Annotated in this window: 14 protein-coding genes; 9 read left to right on the top strand and 5 right to left on the bottom strand. The window is 49.2% G+C overall.

Going from position 1 to position 17318, the window contains the following annotated elements:
• The first annotated feature begins 245 nt into the window (after positions 1 to 245).
• Positions 246 to 1970 (top strand): acetate--CoA ligase, encoded by a 1725-nt coding sequence (gene acsA, locus M3194_RS03070; protein ID WP_251651546.1) that lies wholly within the window; start codon positions 246 to 248, stop codon positions 1968 to 1970.
• Positions 1971 to 2039: 69 nt separating this feature from the next.
• Here acsA and M3194_RS03065 read toward each other — a convergent pair whose 3' ends face one another.
• The gene (locus M3194_RS03065) at positions 2040 to 5126 is read right to left on the bottom strand and encodes a penicillin-binding protein 1A (RefSeq protein WP_251651545.1); all 3087 of its coding nucleotides are present in this window, start codon (positions 5124 to 5126) and stop codon (positions 2040 to 2042) included.
• Between the two features lie 500 nt (positions 5127 to 5626).
• On the opposite strand from M3194_RS03065, the gene M3194_RS03060 reads away from it, so the two are divergent.
• On the top strand, positions 5627 to 6163 hold the full coding sequence (locus tag M3194_RS03060; protein ID WP_311289502.1) for an NfeD family protein: 537 nt from the start codon (positions 5627 to 5629) through the stop codon (positions 6161 to 6163).
• A gap of 35 nt (positions 6164 to 6198) precedes the next feature.
• On the top strand, positions 6199 to 7734 hold the full coding sequence (locus M3194_RS03055; RefSeq protein ID WP_251651543.1) for a flotillin family protein: 1536 nt from the start codon (positions 6199 to 6201) through the stop codon (positions 7732 to 7734).
• Positions 7735 to 7787: 53 nt separating this feature from the next.
• Here the strand turns inward: M3194_RS03055 and M3194_RS03050 are convergent, their stop codons facing one another.
• On the bottom strand, positions 7788 to 8564 hold the full coding sequence (locus tag M3194_RS03050) for a class I SAM-dependent methyltransferase (protein WP_251651542.1): 777 nt from the start codon (positions 8562 to 8564) through the stop codon (positions 7788 to 7790).
• Positions 8565 to 8719: 155 nt separating this feature from the next.
• Positions 8720 to 9319 carry a 30S ribosomal protein S4 gene (gene rpsD, locus M3194_RS03045; RefSeq protein ID WP_251651541.1) on the bottom strand — a complete coding sequence of 200 codons (600 nt, stop codon included), beginning with the start codon at positions 9317 to 9319 and terminating at the stop codon, positions 8720 to 8722.
• A 361-nt stretch (positions 9320 to 9680) separates the two neighbouring features.
• Here rpsD and M3194_RS03040 point away from each other — a divergent pair, with 361 nt between their 5' ends.
• From M3194_RS03040 to M3194_RS03020, 5 genes are all read left to right on the top strand, one after another.
• Positions 9681 to 11627 carry a sensor domain-containing diguanylate cyclase gene (locus M3194_RS03040; RefSeq protein WP_251651540.1) on the top strand — a complete coding sequence of 649 codons (1947 nt, stop codon included), beginning with the start codon at positions 9681 to 9683 and terminating at the stop codon, positions 11625 to 11627.
• A 127-nt stretch (positions 11628 to 11754) separates the two neighbouring features.
• A complete protein-coding gene (locus M3194_RS03035; RefSeq protein WP_251651539.1) occupies positions 11755 to 12453 on the top strand; it encodes a hypothetical protein in 699 nt (232 codons plus the stop codon).
• 74 nt (positions 12454 to 12527) lie between these two features.
• Positions 12528 to 13643: an aminopeptidase gene (locus tag M3194_RS03030; protein WP_251651538.1), complete on the top strand. Its 1116-nt coding sequence runs from the start codon at positions 12528 to 12530 to the stop codon at positions 13641 to 13643.
• Between the two features lie 101 nt (positions 13644 to 13744).
• Entirely contained in the window at positions 13745 to 13987 is a 243-nt protein-coding gene (locus tag M3194_RS03025; protein ID WP_251651537.1) for an HPr family phosphocarrier protein, read from the top strand.
• A gap of 138 nt (positions 13988 to 14125) precedes the next feature.
• Positions 14126 to 14413, top strand: coding sequence for an Fpa/YlaN family protein (locus M3194_RS03020; RefSeq protein ID WP_251651536.1), 288 nt, complete (start codon positions 14126 to 14128; stop codon positions 14411 to 14413).
• Between the two features lie 38 nt (positions 14414 to 14451).
• Here M3194_RS03020 and cax read toward each other — a convergent pair whose 3' ends face one another.
• Positions 14452 to 15510, bottom strand: coding sequence for a calcium/proton exchanger (gene cax / locus M3194_RS03015; protein ID WP_251651535.1), 1059 nt, complete (start codon positions 15508 to 15510; stop codon positions 14452 to 14454).
• A gap of 183 nt (positions 15511 to 15693) precedes the next feature.
• Between cax and M3194_RS03010 the strand changes: the two genes are divergently transcribed.
• A complete protein-coding gene (locus tag M3194_RS03010) occupies positions 15694 to 16077 on the top strand; it encodes an Asp23/Gls24 family envelope stress response protein (RefSeq protein WP_251651534.1) in 384 nt (127 codons plus the stop codon).
• A gap of 62 nt (positions 16078 to 16139) precedes the next feature.
• On the opposite strand, the gene ftsW is transcribed toward M3194_RS03010, so the two are convergent.
• On the bottom strand, positions 16140 to 17318 hold the full coding sequence (gene ftsW / locus M3194_RS03005; protein WP_251651533.1) for a putative lipid II flippase FtsW: 1179 nt from the start codon (positions 17316 to 17318) through the stop codon (positions 16140 to 16142).

The following is a 17318-nucleotide window of genomic DNA, read 5'->3' as shown; positions in this document are numbered from 1 at the left end:
TAACGGGTATCTCCTTTCCGAGGCCGTGAGCTCCCAAACCTTTTCTATTTATGGTTATAGCAGACATCGCGAGAAATGAAAAGCATAGTCGAATGGAAAGTCATTATGCTATAATTGTTGTGGCGGTTGTGTGACCGAAAAGAATCGATAAGAACTCCGGCTTGTTTGCATGCAAGTATCGGCTAGTTGTTGTAAGCGTATTCTTTGCGGTTAATGTTTAACAGATTTGATGGGAGAGTGATAGAATGATCAACTTGCATCAAGAACGAATTCCAGCTGTGGCAACAAATCCGAATCTTAAGAATTATGAGCAAGCAGCGGTTGACTTTAACTGGGAAGAGATTGAACGCCATTTCAGCTGGCATGAGACAGGGAAAGTAAACATGGCGTACGAAGCCATTGACCGTCACGTGGAGTCCGGCAAGGGAGCGAATATTGCTCTTTATTACAGCGACAACACACGCGATGAATCCTATACGTTTGAACAAATGAGCAAGCAGTCGAACCGATTCGCGAATGTTTTGCGCAAATTCGGCATTGGTAAGGGCGAACGGGTATTTATATTTATGCCGCGTACGCCGGAATTGTATTTCAGCGTACTTGGTGCTTTGAAGGTAGGCGCGGTAGTTGGACCGTTATTTGAAGCGTTTATGGAGACGGCTGTCAAAGACCGTCTGCAGGACAGCGAAGCAACGGCGATTATTACTACACCTGCTTTGCTTGGACGCATCAAACGCGACGAACTGCCTAACTTGAAGCATATTTTTGTTTTTGGCGAGAATGTCGAGACAGGCGATGCCATTGTTGATTTCAGCGCTGAGATGGCGCAATCCTCGGAGGAAGCAGAAATCGAGTGGCTGGGTCGCGAGGATGGGCTGATTCTTCATTACACATCCGGTTCGACCGGTAAGCCAAAAGGCGTCTTTCATGTCCAAAATGCGATGGTTCAGCACTATTACACGGGTAAAATCGTACTTGATTTGAAAGAAGGCGACATCTATTGGTGTACAGCTGACCCGGGATGGGTAACAGGTACATCTTATGGCGTATTTGCGCCTTGGCTGAACGGAGCAACTAACGTTATTCGCGGCGGACGCTTCAGTCCAAGCGACTGGTATGGAACCATTCAGAAATACGGAGTAACCGTATGGTACAGTGCGCCTACCGCGTTCCGCATGCTGATGGGAGCAGGGGACGATCTTGTAAATTCCTTTGATTTGTCGAGCCTGCGCCATGTACTTAGTGTTGGAGAGCCGCTTAATCCCGAGGTTGTACGCTGGGGCATGAAGGTGTACAAACAACGTATCCATGATACGTGGTGGATGACAGAGACAGGCGGACAGCTGATCTGCAACTATCCTTCGATGGATATTAAGCCGGGATCCATGGGTAAGCCGCTGCCAGGTGTTAAAGCAGCAATCATCGACGATCAAGGCAACGAACTGCCTCCTTACCGGATGGGCAATTTGGCAATCCAAACGCCGTGGCCAGCGATGATGCGCAAAATCTGGAACAATCCCGCGAAGTACGAAGAGTATTTCCGCATCCCGGGCTGGTACATTTCCGGCGACTCCGCTTATATGGACGAGGACGGCTATTTCTGGTTCCAGGGCCGGATTGATGATGTTATTAACACGGCTGGCGAACGGGTAGGTCCGTTTGAGGTGGAGAGCAAGCTTGTCGAGCATCCAGCGGTTGCAGAAGCGGGTGTAATCGGTAAGCCGGATCCTATGCGCGGAGAAATCATTAAGGCGTTTATCGCTCTTCGCGAGGGCTATACTGCTTCGGATGAGCTGAAGGCGGAGATTGCTCAGTTCGTAAAAGTCGGCTTGTCTGCCCATGCTGCACCACGCGAAATCGAGTTCAAAGACAAACTTCCGAAGACGCGCAGCGGCAAGATCATGCGCCGTGTACTCAAAGCCTGGGAGCTCAACTTACCAACAGGCGACTTGTCTACAATCGAGGACTAATCCAATATACAAAAGGCGCCACGGGTTACACCGTGGCGCCTTTCTTTGTCTTACTAATTTATTGGAATGTTACTTCCCAACCTTTACTTGCTGCGAAGGAGGGGATTTGCCGGTGTCATTCTCCGCGATGACATAGAATGTGCCGGTTGTTAACGGTGATGCGTACTCGAAGCTTGGGTTATTCGTGTTGCCAACCTCGACATAATTGCCATCGTTATTGGCGCTGAAAAATACGTGATACGTTGTAACATACTCGGCATCCGAATTCGCATTCCAGGTCAGCAGCACACTCAATTCGGTTGGTGTTGCTACCAAGCCGCTTGGCGGAGAAGGAGGAGCTAAATCCGGATGATCGGTTCCCGGTGTACCTTCGTTTCCTGTGCTATCACCCGGTAAACCCGGAATACCAGGCAAGCCCGGACCATTGCCAAACTGCACAACTTGGCTTGCCGCAGATTCTTTGCCGGCTACGTCTACCGCGGTTACATAGAAGCTGTAGCCTTGATTGCCGGAGACGGTAACTTTCGCTTTCAATTCATCTCCAACCAGAATGGAATTTCCAACCTTTTGTGCTGGCTGTCCATTAATGGACTGATAGATCCGATATCCAACAATGTCTTTTTCCGTGCCGCCGGTAAAGGTCAGCATCACTACGCCAGAACCAATGGATTGAAGCTTCACATTGCTTGGCGCATTTGGCGCATTGCCGTCATCTACGCGCGGATCCGTTTTAGACGGGGCGTTCGTGTCGGCATCGGCCGGCAGATACGATTCGATCGGCTTTCTGCTGCTTGCAGGTAGCTTCTCCTGCGCTGCTCTGATTTCATCCATCAATACATCAAGAGGCTTCTTGCGCTTGATGACGATTTGCTCACGGACCATATCTTTTGGAGTCTTGGGATTTGGTACATAGTTGACTCCGTTGTACGGAATATAAGCCATCTTCACTAATGCGTCATCCGTTTCCTTCGGCAAATATTTCTGATTGAACCAGTCCGTTACCAGCATTCCGGCTTCCTTCGTAAGCTGGCTAGGAAGCTTGCCGCTTGCGCTGGACACGGTTGCTTTGACAAGACCGGAAGGACGTTCGAATTCCTTTGTCGTGAAGAGATCAGGTTTTGCTTTGGTAATCTCATTCATCATGAGCGACCAAATGGAACGAGCCCGTTTCTTGCCGTCGGTAGACAGGGAATGAATTTGTTCTTCATAACCCGCCCAGACACCAAGCGTAACGTCAGGGGTAAAGCCCATAAACCAGACGTCGCCATAGCTTTGCGTCGAACCGGTTTTACCTGCAACCGGTATTTTGCCGTATTGCTTGAAGTCCGAAGTCAGGGAATGCGCCGTACCTTGACCGCTCGAAATAACGGTCTTCAGCATATCCGTAACGAGGAACGCGGTTTGCGGCGAGAATACCTGCTTGGGAGCGGCTTTATGCTCGTAGACCGGTTTGCCGTTCGCATCCGTAATTTTTGAAATCATGTAAGCATCGTTAAATACGCCTTTATTCGGGATAGCTCCGTAAGCATTGGTTAGCTCTTCCACCGAAACACCGATGCTTAAGCCGCCGATTACGCCGGTCTGGGCATTGTCATCCTGCGGCTGCAACGTGGTGATGCCAAGCTGGCGGGAGAAATCCCAGGCGCCTTTAATCGTGACGTCATCAAGGAATATCTTGATGGCCGGCAGGTTGAGCGAGCGGTTAAGCGCTTCGCGTACCGTTACCAGACCAAGGTATCTGTTCGTCGAGTTTTTCGGAATATGGAAGCCTTTTTGTCCATCCTTCAGAACAACAGGAGCATCATCGACGATACTTGCCGGCTGGATAAGCCCTTTATCGATAGCAGGCAAATATGCGGCAATTGTCTTCATTGTTGAACCCGGCTGACGCGTCATCTGGGTTGCGAAGTTCATTTGCTCCTCGTAGAAGTCGCGGCCTTCCAGCATGCTGAGAATGGCGCCGGTCTTATGGTCGATCATGACCGCCGCTGTCTGCTCGAGACCCTTCTCTTTGCTGAATGGAGTGAAGTTCTTCGGATTTGCGGCAATATCATGCATAATCTTGTAAATATCTTTGTCAATCGTCGTATAGACATGATACCCGCCGTTGAGCAGACGCTGACGCGCATCTTCAATCAGCGCAGCGTTCTCCTTCTTCTTCAGATCCGCTTGCGTAAGCTTTGGATTCTCCTGAAGAAGTAATATTTCGGCAGCTTGACGTTCTGCTTCGAGCATCAGATAAGGATAAGTTGTATAGGCCTTCTCCGATGGAGGCGCAAGCGAAGAGCGGAGATCAAAGGCCTTCGCCTCATCATATTGCTCTTGCGTGATCCGGCCGAATTTCAGCATCTGCGATAAAACAATGCCTTGGCGCTCGACGGCAAGCAGGAAGCCTTCCTCGTCGAACTGCCCTTTGCTGGTAAATGCGGTATACGCAGAAGGGCGCTGCGGCAGGCCCGCCAGATAAGCGGCCTGTGCAATGTTTAATTGATTAAGATCCGTGATATTGAACAGCCCCCGGGCCGCCGATTTAATACCGTATAGATTATAACCGCTGGAGCCGTTGCCAAATGGCACTTTGTTCAAATAAGCGGCGAGAATCTCGCCTTTGGTTAAATACCGTTCCATCCGAAGCGCAAGGAACATCTCTTTCACTTTGCGGCTGTCGGTTTTGTCCAGGCTGAGGAATACGCGGCGCGCCAGCTGCTGGGTGAGCGTACTGCCGCCGGTCTGGGTGTCTTCATTAAGAAGCTTCTGCTTCACGGCCCGTCCGAGGCCGCTGATGTCGACGCCTTTGTGATGCATGAAGTTATTATCTTCAATGGCAAGAACGGCATCGATAACCTGCTTTGGCAGATCATCGTATTCGATTGGCGTCCGGTCTTCCTCGGTCCGGAGCTGTCCGACAAGCGTGTCGTCATTGAAATACACATAGCCCGTAATCGAATTCTCATTTACTTTTTCCTCAATTAAGGTTCGAGGACGAACTTCCTCGCCTTTCACCAGCGAGGCCACATAACCAGTTAAAGCTCCGCCGGTTAATAAACCAATAAATATGCCGAAATAGATGAGCCATTTGACAGTCATTAATGATATGATTCCGAATGTACGCCATCCGCTCCTGCGGGGCGGCGATTTGCGATCTTCTTCTTGCATATGTACAAATTCCCCCTCTAAATGACAGAATCTATTATAACACAGATCAAGTTTTTGAAGCACTAGCATGATTGACTTCCCATTACCCCTATGGTATGCATGCTATTTAGCGTTGAAGGGTCTTGAGTAAACTTCGAATCATGTCGATCACGCCTGTTATCAAGCTATAATGCAAGAGTCCGTAATGTTATATTGCCCAAATTTTTGATTGTGGCAGCGAGCTAATCCTTCTTGTCCTTAAGGGCATGGAGGATTCTTGTGTTTACTGTAATTTATAGACGTGGAAATTGAGGAAAAGTTGTATGGCGTAACTGGATCAGGTCATGCCGCGACGATCTCTTCCAAGCTGGTAAACGCCGATTTGTTAAAATGCAGCTTTTGTTAATGAGCGAAACAATCAGATTAATGAAGCTTGCGACAAGCAAGGTTCATTTTTTTTCGCAACAAAACAGAGGGTCTATGCGTATGAATTAACAGCATATGGATGCTGTGAGAGGGGGATGGAATTGGAGGCGGTATTTTGGGGATGTTTCGTCGGTGGAGCTTTATATGCCTTGATAAGCGCCCTGCTCGGAGATTTGATTGGTCATGCGCTTGACGGCATCCTTGATTTCTTATCGCTGGATGGTCATCCGTGGCTGAATCCGACCTCGCTGGTAGGAGGGCTCACCGCATTTGGCGGTGCGGGGCTGCTGCTTGCGCATTATACTGCTCTTGGGATTGCTGCAGTACTGCTGCTCGCTATATGTTGTGGTGTGCTGGTTGGGGGCGGCGGTTATTTCCTGTATGTGAAGCCGATGAGCCAAAGCGAGAACTCGATCGCGCTGTCAGAGAAGGATTTGAGCGGCAAGATTGCGGAAGTCATCACGGCTATCCCTTCAAAGGGGTATGGCGAAGTGCTTGTAAAGGCAGGGGCAGGCCATACCAATCAAATTGCAGCAAGCTTTGATGGGGAGTCCATTCCCGGAGGAGTGAGGGTTGTAGTTGTGGAAGTGAAGGACAATACGCTGTACGTTTCCAAGCTGGACCCTTATTAGGTTAAGAAGTGCATAAGCTGAGAGGAGAATATTTCATGCCAGAGTATCTTGTTATTCCTGTGATTGTCGTAGCTGTATTAGTCATTCTCGGTATTGCCTTTTGGGCGCGTTACCGTACAGTTAGTCCGGATGAGGCGATGATTGTGACCGGTTCCTTTCTCGGCAGCCGAAATGTAAGCACCGATGATTCCGGCCGCAAAATTAAAATCGTAAGAGGCGGCGGCGCTTTTATCCTTCCGATCTTCCAGAAGGCGGAATTTCTCTCGCTGCTCTCTCATAAGCTGGATGTCTCCACCCCAGAAGTATATACGGAGCAAGGCGTTCCGGTTATGGCGGACGGCGTCGCGATAATTAAGATCGGCGGGATTGTTGAAGATGTCGCAACAGCAGCCGAGCAATTTATGGGCAAACCAACCGAAGCGCTGAAAAGCGAGGCGCAAGAGGTGCTTGAAGGCCATCTTCGTGCCATATTGGGCTCAATGACGGTAGAGGAAGTGTACCGGAACCGCGACAGATTCGCTCAGGAGGTTCAAGGCGTCGCAGCGAAGGACTTGAAGAAGATGGGATTGCAGATCGTATCCTTCACGATCAAGGACCTGCGCGATAAGCACGGCTATCTGGATGCTTTAGGTAAACCGCGTATCGCGGCCGTTAAGCGTGATGCGGACATAGCGGAAGCGGAAGCTGTAAGAGACTCCCGGATCAAGAAGGCGCTTGCGGAAGAAGAAGGCCAGAAGGCGGAGCTGCTTCGCGATACGAACATAGCTGAAGCAGGGAAAGAGAAGGAGCTGAAGATCGCATCCTTCAAACGCGATCAGGACATGGCGAAAGCGGAAGCCGATCAGGCTTATTTTATCCAGGAAGCCCGCGCGAAGCAAAGTGTGGTTGAGGAGCAAATGAAGGTTGAGCTTGTCCGCAAGGAACGCGAGATCGACCTGGAAGCGAAGGAAATCTTGCGTCGTGAGAAGCAGTATGACGCTGAAGTGAAGAAAAAGGCGGAAGCAGACCGTTATGCGGTTGAGCAGGCAGCGGAAGCGGATAAAACCAAACGCCTGCGCGAAGCGGATGCCTTGCAATATCGCATTGAAGCGGAAGCGAAGGCGAATGCCGAGCAGAAGCGCCTGGAGGGTATGGCGGTTGCCGACGCGGAACGGGCAAAGGGTACTGCGGAAGCCGAGGTTATCCGTCTGCGGGGTCTTGCTGAAGCAGAAGCGAAAGAAAAGCTCGCTCAAGCGTTCGAAAGCTTTGGCGAAGCCGCGATACTCGATATTATCGTCAAAATGCTGCCAGAGCTTGCCGGGAAAGTGGCAGAGCCGATTAAAGGCATCGACAAGCTTACCGTTGTGGATACCGGTCATGGGGAAGGAGCTGCCCGCCTCAGCAATTATGTAACGAGCTTAATGGCGACAGCGCCTGAAATGCTGAAGAACGTATCGGGTATTGATGTCAATTCCTTGATGAAAGGCTTAACTTCACGGGTATCCGGCGCTTTGAACCTGCCGGCGGCAGCGGCGGCCGAGACCCCGGTTCAGATTCCGCAGCCTGCCGAGCCTATTGAGAAGAAAGAATAACGGAACATGCAAAATCCCGGAGCGGACTTAAATCCTCTCCGGGATTTTCTTTGTTACAATTTAACCGCCGCGACGCGAATACGTCTGTAATCGGCTTGGTAGACGCCATTTACAACCTGCAGCTGTTGTCTGGCTGTTTCGTAAACCTCTTGCTTGGCTGCCTGCCTAGCTGCCTCGTCCATGCCCTTGAAGAAAGCATCGCCAAATCCGTCAAGCCAATGCATAACGCCTTTCTCGCCCTCGGGCAGCGGAGTCGGGCGGTCGAAATGCTCGGCGATCCGAACCTCGAAGCCATTCTGCTCAAGCAAGCCCGCATACTCGCCAATGGAAGGGAAGAACCAGGGATCTCTTTCAGCGGGATTAACATCATACCGAGGCATCACTTGATAAAAAGCCCGGACAAAAGTGTCGACGTTGCCTTTGCCGCCAAATTCGGCGACAAATCGCCCTCCGTCCTTTAACGCTTCCCTGACGGACTCGATAACACCCGTTGCATTGGTCATCCAGTGAAGGGCAGCATTTGAGAAAACAGCGTCAAAAGGAGCATCCACCTTGAAATGCTCGCCGTCACCAACAAGGAAAGACATAGCCGGATATTTATTTCTTGCGGTAGCAATCATGGGTTCCGACTGATCCATTCCGGTTACTATTGAACCAAAACCGGCGATTTCCGCGGCCAAGTCACCCGTACCGCAGCCTAAATCCAGAATGCGTTCGCCGGCCTTTGGATCCAGCCATTCCAGAATGCCTTGGCCGAGCTTGGATACAAAGCCAAGCTTCGTATCATAGGTTCCGGGATTCCATTCTTGCGAGCTTTGCTGTTTGTTCATTTTCATCGCCTCCGTTTAGTTCATGCTTTATTTTTACCTCTGATATCCATATAAGTGAAATATATAATATCTATTCACTTTATAGGTAAAACCTATAAATGGAAACAAAAAAACCCCGGAGAGCAAAAGCTCCCGGGGTTTTCCCAGTCAAACAATTAGCGGCTGTAGAACTCGACGATTTGTTTCTCGTCGATATCTTGGGACAGCTCAGCACGTTCTGGAAGACGAACGTATTTGCCTTCAACTGCTTGATCATTGTATTCCAGGTAGTTCGGCAGGTGATGACGGCCTTCAATCGCTTCTTTGATCGATTTCAGAGCACGGCTGCGCTCGCGCAGACCGATTACGTCGCCAGTCGATACCGTGTAGGAAGCGATGTCGACTTTTTTGCCGTTTACTGTTACATGACCGTGCGATACCAACTGACGTGCTCCTGCACGGGAGTTAGCAAAGCCAAGACGGTAAACAAGGTTGTCCAGGCGGCTCTCAAGAAGAACCATGAAGTTTTCACCGGAGATACCTTTCAGTTTAGCCGCTTTGTCGAACAAGTTGCGGAATTGCTTCTCGTTCAAGCCGTACATGTGACGCAGTTTTTGTTTTTCTTGCAATTGAACGCCATAACCGCTCAGCTTTTTGCGTTGGTTAGGACCGTGTTGGCCTGGAGGGAATGGACGTTTCAATTCTTTGCCAGTACCGCTCAGGGAAATGCCAAGACGGCGGCTTAATTTAAATTTAGGACCTGTATAACGTGACATGAGTTGTGTAACTCCTTCAAAATTGTATTTTTGAGGATGGGGTTGTGTTTCGCCGAATACGCTCTATGCTCGAATCTTCGAAGCCTGATAAACAGTTCAGCCGCTGGTATATCAGCGAACGTATTTCTGAGGGTGACACAAAACCGTACGCCCATGCATTCATCTATAGATAATATATGAAATCGATTGGCTTTGTCAAGGCGTCAGCACTTGCCATAATCCGCAGGGAACGCGGTTCTAAAGACCTAAAAGATGGAATATTGAGTAGTGCAAAATTCTCAAAAATAAGATATGATTATAAATAATAGAATAGTTTGATAGACTCGTCTCCTTTAATGCAGGGAAGGGCTGGGTGTTGCCGATGGCGGATCTATATCATAATCGTCAGGCGTTGGATGAAGCTGCCGCGGCAGTTCATCGAGTTGATGAAGATACGCGAACAATATGGTTTGAGAACGAAGATATTCAAGCTGCGGATGAACCGTACTTGCTGCCGCTGCTTCAGGAAAGCTTTGAAGACTGGCGCAGGGAAACCGATGAACAAGTTATGCTTGCGGTCGGACGGTTTGTATTGTTTGATCTGGACAGGAATATGATCGGATCCGCAGGAACGATCGACATAAATGAGCATGCGGAGGTTATCGCCGCTGCACGGCTGGCTGCCGCCGCCGCAATGACATCAGGATCGACAGAAGAAGAGCATAGACTGGAGGCCGTTGCCGTTCCCGTTCTTACTCGTTCGGACCGTCGTCCTTTTTGCGTCTTTGTTTATGTAACAGAGAAGGCCAATGACTTTCAAGCGAAGTCAGTGGCGCAGCTTAGTGCCATGCATTTTCGGACATGCTTTTACCGGAAGTTTGAGCAGCTATTTATTAAGGATTTGCTGTTGTATCAGAAGCGGACGGATAAGGAAGCAAGCAGGAGAGATGCTTTATTCCTGGCGGCGAAGAGGCTCTATGACCAGTTTGATGTCACCTCGGTCTTGTCGGAGATGCTCAGCAGCCTGGAACAGCTATATCCGGACTCGGTGGCGCAGTTATATCTGTCCCAGGACCATGTCAACGGAGATCCCCGCGTAAAGCCGCTTGTGTTCAAGAATGCTGCCCATGATCTGGTGGCGAAGTCCTTTCTGGAGGGCAAGCTGGTTACGGAGCAGGATCGGGAAGGCGCGAAACGGCTTGCGGTGCCGATGACGGGCAAGCAGGCTGCCTACGGCGTATTATGCCTCACGATTAATTCCGGTAACTGGGACGATGCCGACCTGCCTGCGTTTGTGCTACTCGCGGATACAGCGGGTACGGCCTTCGAGAACGCGAAGCTGTACGAGCAGTCCAACCTGCTTATTAATGAGCTGCGATTAATTAATGAGCTTACGAAGCGACTAAATCAATCGCTTAAGCTGAAAGAGATCTTCAAATTTGCATCGTCGGAGCTTCTTAGCGTATTTGATGCGGATTATTGCTGCGTGCTTCAGCTTAACAAGGAACTGAATCAATTTATCGTCACTGCAAGCAACATACCGGCGATGTCTAGCGAGCATTTCTCGCCGGAATATGGCTTCTCCGGGATTGTGTACCGGACGAAGGAGCCGCTTATTATTTCGGATTATTGGCATACGAGAGTCGTAAACTCGAAGCTGATGGATAATACGGGCGCGCGTTCGCTTATCGCCACGCCTATTCTTGTCGACTCGGAAGTTGCTGGCGTTATTATGGTCGCCCATAAGAGCGCGAACTTTTTCTCCTATGACAATTATAAGCTGCTTCAGGTGATGTCTACGCATATAGGACTTGCTATTACCAATGCATCTCTTCATGCCGAAGTGCGCAGGATGGTCATTACGGATAATTTAACGGGCCTTCATGCCCGCCATTACTTGAATGAACAGATTCAAAGCCGCCAACGTAAGGATCCTCTCGGAGCGCTTATTCTGGTTGATATTGATCACTTCAAGCAGATCAATGATACGTTTGGCCATCAGGTGGGGGATCAAATTCTCGTGCAGGTCAGCAGCATTATTCGCAGCTCCATCCGTCAAGGCGATATTGCCGCCAGATGGGGCGGGGAAGAGCTGGCCGTTTATTTGCCGGGTATCCGTTCGGATCAGGCTTACCGGATTGCAGAGCGAATCCGGACGCAAGTTGAAGGCGAGACCAAACCGGTCGTAACGGTATCCTGCGGCGTCTCCGAATGGACATTCGAGAATGAGAAGATCAGCGTTGAATCGTTGTTCTACAGAGCCGATATGGCGTTGTATGAAGCTAAGAATAACGGAAGAAACAGAATCTATGTCGGACAAGCCAATTAAAGAGCATGATAAATCGGGGACACCTCTGCTGGTGTCCTTTTCTTTTTGCTTATATCGGAATAAGCCACTGTCCGTTAAGGGGACGATAAGATCATCTGGAACGATTTGACGAAAGGTGCAGTGTTAAATGAAGACGATCAAACATACGCTTATAGCTGTGCTTCTTGCCGTCTTGCCTCTCACGCTTGCAGGATGCTCGAACGCCAGCCATCCGCCGGAGGAGTGGCTTAATTTATCGATTGCCGGACTAGCTGGAACAGACCAGTATGCTTTCTCCGGTCAAACAACCATTTATACCGCGGAAGGATTCGCCACGGCGCCGCGTACTTTTAAAGGGCATATCGAAGAGCATACAAGGCTTCATGCGCAGGGCGACGATGGGGAAGAGTTGGAGTGGAGTCCGATTGAATTGCTGCAGAAAGTAAAAAACGCAAACAAGAAAGTAAGCTTCAACGAAGCAGCCTCGAGCGCGGACACGGTCGCTCTTCATGTTGTGTTGAACGATAAGGATGCTAACAAGCTGTGGAAAGAGCAGCTTCAACAAGAGATGAATAAGCTGGCAGCCAAGGCTCCGCTCGAGGAGGGGGCGTATAAGACGGCATGGATGAAGGAGTTTAACGATTCGCGCAAACAGATGGACAACATGCTGAAGTCCTTGCAGGTCCAATCCCAATATGATGTGCTGATTGACAGGGGGAGTCTTGTGCCGCTCAAGCTGAAGGAACATACGATTTTTCATTATTCCCTCTCCGGTCAGGATAAACAAGAGAAACGGGACACCAACGTTAGCTTCGATTCCTTTGACGGAACTGGAACTGTTCAATAAGCAGTCAACATGCTAATATGTTCGAAGGCTGTTTTTCCAAAAACAGTGCTTGATAAAATGGAGGTTCGAGAAAGATGCGTGATGCAAGACTGCAAAAGCTGGCGGCTAATCTGGCCGGCTACTCAATTGATGTACAGCCCGGCGACAATGTACTGATCGATTTGATTGGACTTGAGCTTGAGCTGGGGAAATGCCTGATTGAAGAAGTGACCAAACGCGGGGGAAGACCGTTTGTCGAGCTTAGCGACCGTTCTGTCCTGCGAACCATGCTGACGCATGCAACCAAGGAGCAGATCGAGCTCTGGGCGAAGCTTGATCTGGAGCGTATGGAGCAAATGCAAGGCTATATCGGCGTGCGTTCGGGTTCGAATGTAAATGAGCTGTCTGATGTGCCCAAAGAAAAAATACGTTTATACGAGCAATTATACACCCATCCCGTACATATGGAGGAGCGGGTAAAACGGACGAAGTGGGTTGTTCTCCGTTATCCGACTCCCTCGATGGCTCAGCTGGCTAACATGAGCACGGAAGCGTTCGAGGATTTCTACTTTAATGTATGCAACCTGGATTACGCGAAGATGGACCGCGCGCAGGATCCTCTGCAGAAGCTGATGTCGCGTACCGATAAAGTTCGTATCGTATCGCCGGGAACGGATCTGTCGTTCTCGATTAAAGATATCGGGGCGAAAAAATGCTCCGGGCAGCGAAATATTCCGGACGGTGAAGTATTCTCCGCGCCTGTACGGGATTCGGTTAATGGAGTTATTACGTATAATGCACCAAGCGTATATTCCGGAACCACGTTCCAGAATATCTCGTTTATATTTGAGAACGGCAAGATCGTCAAAGCGACCAGCAACGATACGAAGAAGCTGAACGAGATTCTGGACAGCGATGAAGGCGCGCGTTATATCGGCGAATTTGCAATCGGCTTTAACCCGTACATCCTGCATCCGATGAACGATATTTTGTTCGATGAGAAGATTGCGGGCAGCTTGCATTTTACACCAGGTCAAGCATATGAAGAAACGGATAACGGGAACCGTTCTTCCATTCATTGGGATTTAGTGTTGATTCAACGTCCGGAATACGGCGGCGGAGAAATTTATTTTGATGATGTATTAATCCGCAAAGACGGCGTATTTGTGCTTCCCGAGCTGGAAGCATTAAATTCCGAAAATTTGAAATAAATGAAAATGAAGCGTTTTTGAACTTTTCTCTTGATGGATGTTATGTTTCGGGTTATCATGATGTCAAGGAAAGCTTTACTAATTAACTGGAGGGATTCCCCATGTCCAACAATGCAGCTATCGTAGAAATTTCTCAGGCGGCTAGCCAATTCCGCTCTTCCATCGTTCTGCAAGCCGACAACAAATATATCGACGTTAAGAGCATTCTTGGACTGTTTACGACGCTGGTAGGCGGCCACGCTTATGAGCTTCATGTTCATGGTCCGGATGCTGAGGAAGCGAAAGCGAAGATGGCTGAAATTTTTGCTAAACATAATTTGAATGTTGCAGTAATTAGCGAATAGACCGTTTAGGTCACAAACAAAGCGTTTCTTCTTCTGAAAAGAAGAAGCGCTTTTTTGTTTTGTCCTTGTGTATTAGCTCTTTTTCGTCTAATATAAAAGATATAGACGACGGCGGGTACACGCACAGGGGGGAAAACGATGTCTTCACCGGAAGTCACGATTCAATTGCATGAGAAAGCGCTTCGTCTCCTTACGGAAGATGCGAGTAAAATAGAAAAACTTATCGAAGTTCAGATGGAGAACTTGACGACCCGTCAATGTCCGCTGTACGAAGAGGTTTTGGACACGCAAATGTATGGATTCTCGCGGGAGATTGACTTTGCTGTGCGCGCGGGATTGATTGCCGAGCAGAGCGGGAAAGAGATGTTAAGCCGATTGGAACGCAACTTGGCTCAATTGTATGAAGCATTAAATAATAAAGAGTAGACTCCGTTTGGAGCCTACTCTTTTTTTGTTTTATAGATTTATACAAGATAGAAGGCAACGCCCAGGATAACGTAAACCATAAGAAGCAGGAAGCCTTCATACCAGTTCGTTGTCCCGTCCCGCGAAACGGATTTCGCGATAAAGACGGAAACTCCAATGGCGGTTAATTCAATCGGAGTGAAGATGATATCCATCGTATTGCCCATGATTGCACTGATCAGAATCAGCACAGGAGCAACAAACAAGGCGATTTGCAAGCTGCTGCCGATGGCGATCTCGACTGCTGCGCCGATTTTGTTTTTCATCGCCAGCATAACCGCCGCGCTGTGTTCCGCCGCGTTGCCGATAATCGCGATCACAAATGCGCCTACAAACAGCTCGGAGAGGCCAAACTTCTCGGTGAAGCTGTCAAGGGTATGGACAAGCCATTCGCTGACAAAAGCGACCATTACCGTTGCTACTACCAGCAGGATGATGGATAAGCCTTTGGACCAGGCTGGCTCTTCGCCATGATCGGCATTCATATCTTTGTCCGCTAGAACATCCTTGTGGGTGATCATCGAGAAGACCAGCCAGAGCAGATAAGAAACGATCAGAATGCAAGCAACCGTAATGCTTAGGAAATGGTCCTTGTTCAGCGTGAAGTGCTCGGCGCCTACAAAGACGGCCGGTACAAACAAGCCAATAACAGCCATAATCATCAGCGTTGCGTTATGCTCGGCCAATTGATTATTGAAAAATTGCTGTTTGAATTTGATGCCGCCAACAAGGAGGCTAAGACCAAGCACGAGCAGCAGGTTGCCTATGATGGAACCGGTAATACTCGCTTTTACTGTATCGAACAAGCCTTCTTTAACGAGGAAGATCGCGATGATCAGCTCTGCCGCGTTGCCAAACGTGGCGTTAAGAAAGCCGCCAAGCCGCTGCCCTGCGTAATGGGCAACGCTTTCCGTCGCTTTGCCTAGAAAACCCGCTACAAATACGACGGCGATGGCAGAAAGGATAAATTGAAGCGTCATGTCCCAATGGGCGAAATGCCCGATGGCGCTCAGGGCGAAGAATACGATCAGTCCGCCAAAAAACAGTTTCTGTCTCACCAATTCCACCTCTTTGATTATGTAGGTCTAAAAAACATTATTAATCATAACGAAAAAAGACAACCATGTAAACTTTTCCATAAAATATTGCATTAGCCTTGCGCGAGACGAACTTCCTTTCTTGCTTCAAATTGAGCCATCCAGTACAATAATGATATATGGCAAATTGAGGAGTGGAATAACATGAACGAGGACCTTCAAACAGGCATTATCCGTATTTCAGACGATGTAGTGGCAACGATTGCAGGACTCGCTGCGCTTGAGACTCCAGGCATTGCCGGAATGTCAGGCGGGATTTCCGAAGGACTTGCGAAACGCCTTAGCGGTAAAAACGTGCAAAAAGGCGTATCCGTTGAAGTGGGTCAGTTGGAAGCGGCAATCGACCTTCGTGTTATCGTCCATTATGGCATTCCGATTCAAGAGGTCTGCAGACAGCTGCAGCTTAATGTTAGAGAATCGGTAGAAAATATGACCGGTCTTAATGTGGTAGAAGTGAACGTGAAAGTGGAAGGCGTTGCCTTCAAAGAAGAAGAAACAACAGAAGAGTCTCAGGTGCGTCTGAAATAGGGATGCGGGACTTACATAAAAAAGGCTGAACCGTTGTTAACCGGGTTCAGCCTTTTTTATTCTCAATGGTGAAGCGAGCGTTTCGTGCGCTCTGGCTTGTCCTGCTTGTTTGCTTCCCGCGAAATACTAAGAAGTATGCCTATACACATCAGACAGACCAGCAAGGAAGAGCCCCCGTAGCTGACGAACGGCAGCGTTACGCCGGTAAGCGGAATTGCGCCGGTCACACCGCCGACATTAATGAACGCCTGCATGCCGAACAAGCCGACAATTCCGACGCCTATAATCGTTCCGTAGTGATCAGGACAGCGCAGAGCAATGATAAGCGCCCGCCAGAGGAAAAGCAGATAAAATAAGAGGAACAGGCTTGCGCCGATAAATCCCAGCTCCTCGGCAATGACCGAAAAGATAAAGTCGTTATAAGGATAGTCCAGGTAATGCAGCTTTTGTACGCTTTCCCCAAAGCCCGCTCCCGTCACGCCGCCATGCCCTAGTGCCTGCAGAGAAGAGACCAGCTGGAAACCGGAACCCTGTTGATCGGCAAGAGGATCAGAATAAGCGGTAAACCGGGCGATCCGGTATTCCCAACCTGTAGGATTGGTAGCCATCCCGATAGCCGCCAGTATAGCGACTCCAATAGCGGCTACTCCGCCAGAAACGGCTACCTGCTTTAGGTTGGCGCCGCCTGCAATGATCATGATGATCGCGCAAGAGGCAAGAACCATACAAGAGCCCAAATCCGGCTGAGCCATGATAAGCCCGCAAATGATCGCCACAATGACCAAGACCGGAACGAGCCCCTTCTTAAAGTCGCGGAATTTCTCGCCTTTCTTGGAGATCAGAGCTCCCAGGTAGAGAATGATAGCCAGCTTGGCGGGCTCAGTTGGTTGAATGCCAAGGGAGCCAATCTGAAACCAGCTTCGTGCGCCATTGACGGGTTCGGTAAATGGCACAACCATCAGCATAAACAGGACGGGAATAAATAGCAGAAGAAATCCCCGTTTAAAGATCTGGTAAGGGAGATTCATCAGGAAAAGCATGGAAAAGATGCCGAGAACCGCCCATGCCAGCTGCCGCTTCGTGAAATAAAAGGGATCGTTATTGAATTTGGATGAGACAAGGGCGACGTTCGAGCTTGCGCTGAACACCATGACTAGTCCAAATCCAACAAGCAGCAGCGTTAAGATAAGGAGCAGAAAGTCCGGTCTGCCACGACTGCCATTCTGCTGTGTCTTCTTCAT

It is taken from the genome of Paenibacillus glycanilyticus (assembly GCF_023715145.1).
GTDB lineage: Bacteria > Bacillota > Bacilli > Paenibacillales > Paenibacillaceae > Pristimantibacillus > Pristimantibacillus glycanilyticus_A.
This window is presented reverse-complemented; position numbering and strand designations above follow the sequence as displayed.

What these genes read in the sequence shown, in the direction of transcription:
- M3194_RS03010 (WP_251651534.1), top strand. Translation starts at nt 15,694, where the DNA reads ATGAACGAGGACCTTCAAACAGGCATTATCCGTATTTCAGACGATGTA.
- M3194_RS03020 (WP_251651536.1), top strand. Translation starts at nt 14,126, where the DNA reads ATGTCTTCACCGGAAGTCACGATTCAATTGCATGAGAAAGCGCTTCGT.
- M3194_RS03030 (WP_251651538.1), top strand. Translation starts at nt 12,528, where the DNA reads ATGCGTGATGCAAGACTGCAAAAGCTGGCGGCTAATCTGGCCGGCTAC.
- rpsD (WP_251651541.1), bottom strand. Translation starts at nt 9,319, where the DNA reads ATGTCACGTTATACAGGTCCTAAATTTAAATTAAGCCGCCGTCTTGGC.
- M3194_RS03025 (WP_251651537.1), top strand. Translation starts at nt 13,745, where the DNA reads ATGTCCAACAATGCAGCTATCGTAGAAATTTCTCAGGCGGCTAGCCAA.
- M3194_RS03055 (WP_251651543.1), top strand. Translation starts at nt 6,199, where the DNA reads ATGCCAGAGTATCTTGTTATTCCTGTGATTGTCGTAGCTGTATTAGTC.
- M3194_RS03040 (WP_251651540.1), top strand. Translation starts at nt 9,681, where the DNA reads ATGGCGGATCTATATCATAATCGTCAGGCGTTGGATGAAGCTGCCGCG.
- ftsW (WP_251651533.1), bottom strand. Translation starts at nt 17,318, where the DNA reads ATGAAGAAGACACAGCAGAATGGCAGTCGTGGCAGACCGGACTTTCTG.
- M3194_RS03050 (WP_251651542.1), bottom strand. Translation starts at nt 8,564, where the DNA reads ATGAACAAACAGCAAAGCTCGCAAGAATGGAATCCCGGAACCTATGAT.
- M3194_RS03060 (WP_311289502.1), top strand. Translation starts at nt 5,627, where the DNA reads ATGGAATTGGAGGCGGTATTTTGGGGATGTTTCGTCGGTGGAGCTTTA.
- M3194_RS03035 (WP_251651539.1), top strand. Translation starts at nt 11,755, where the DNA reads ATGAAGACGATCAAACATACGCTTATAGCTGTGCTTCTTGCCGTCTTG.
- acsA (WP_251651546.1), top strand. Translation starts at nt 246, where the DNA reads ATGATCAACTTGCATCAAGAACGAATTCCAGCTGTGGCAACAAATCCG.
- M3194_RS03065 (WP_251651545.1), bottom strand. Translation starts at nt 5,126, where the DNA reads ATGCAAGAAGAAGATCGCAAATCGCCGCCCCGCAGGAGCGGATGGCGT.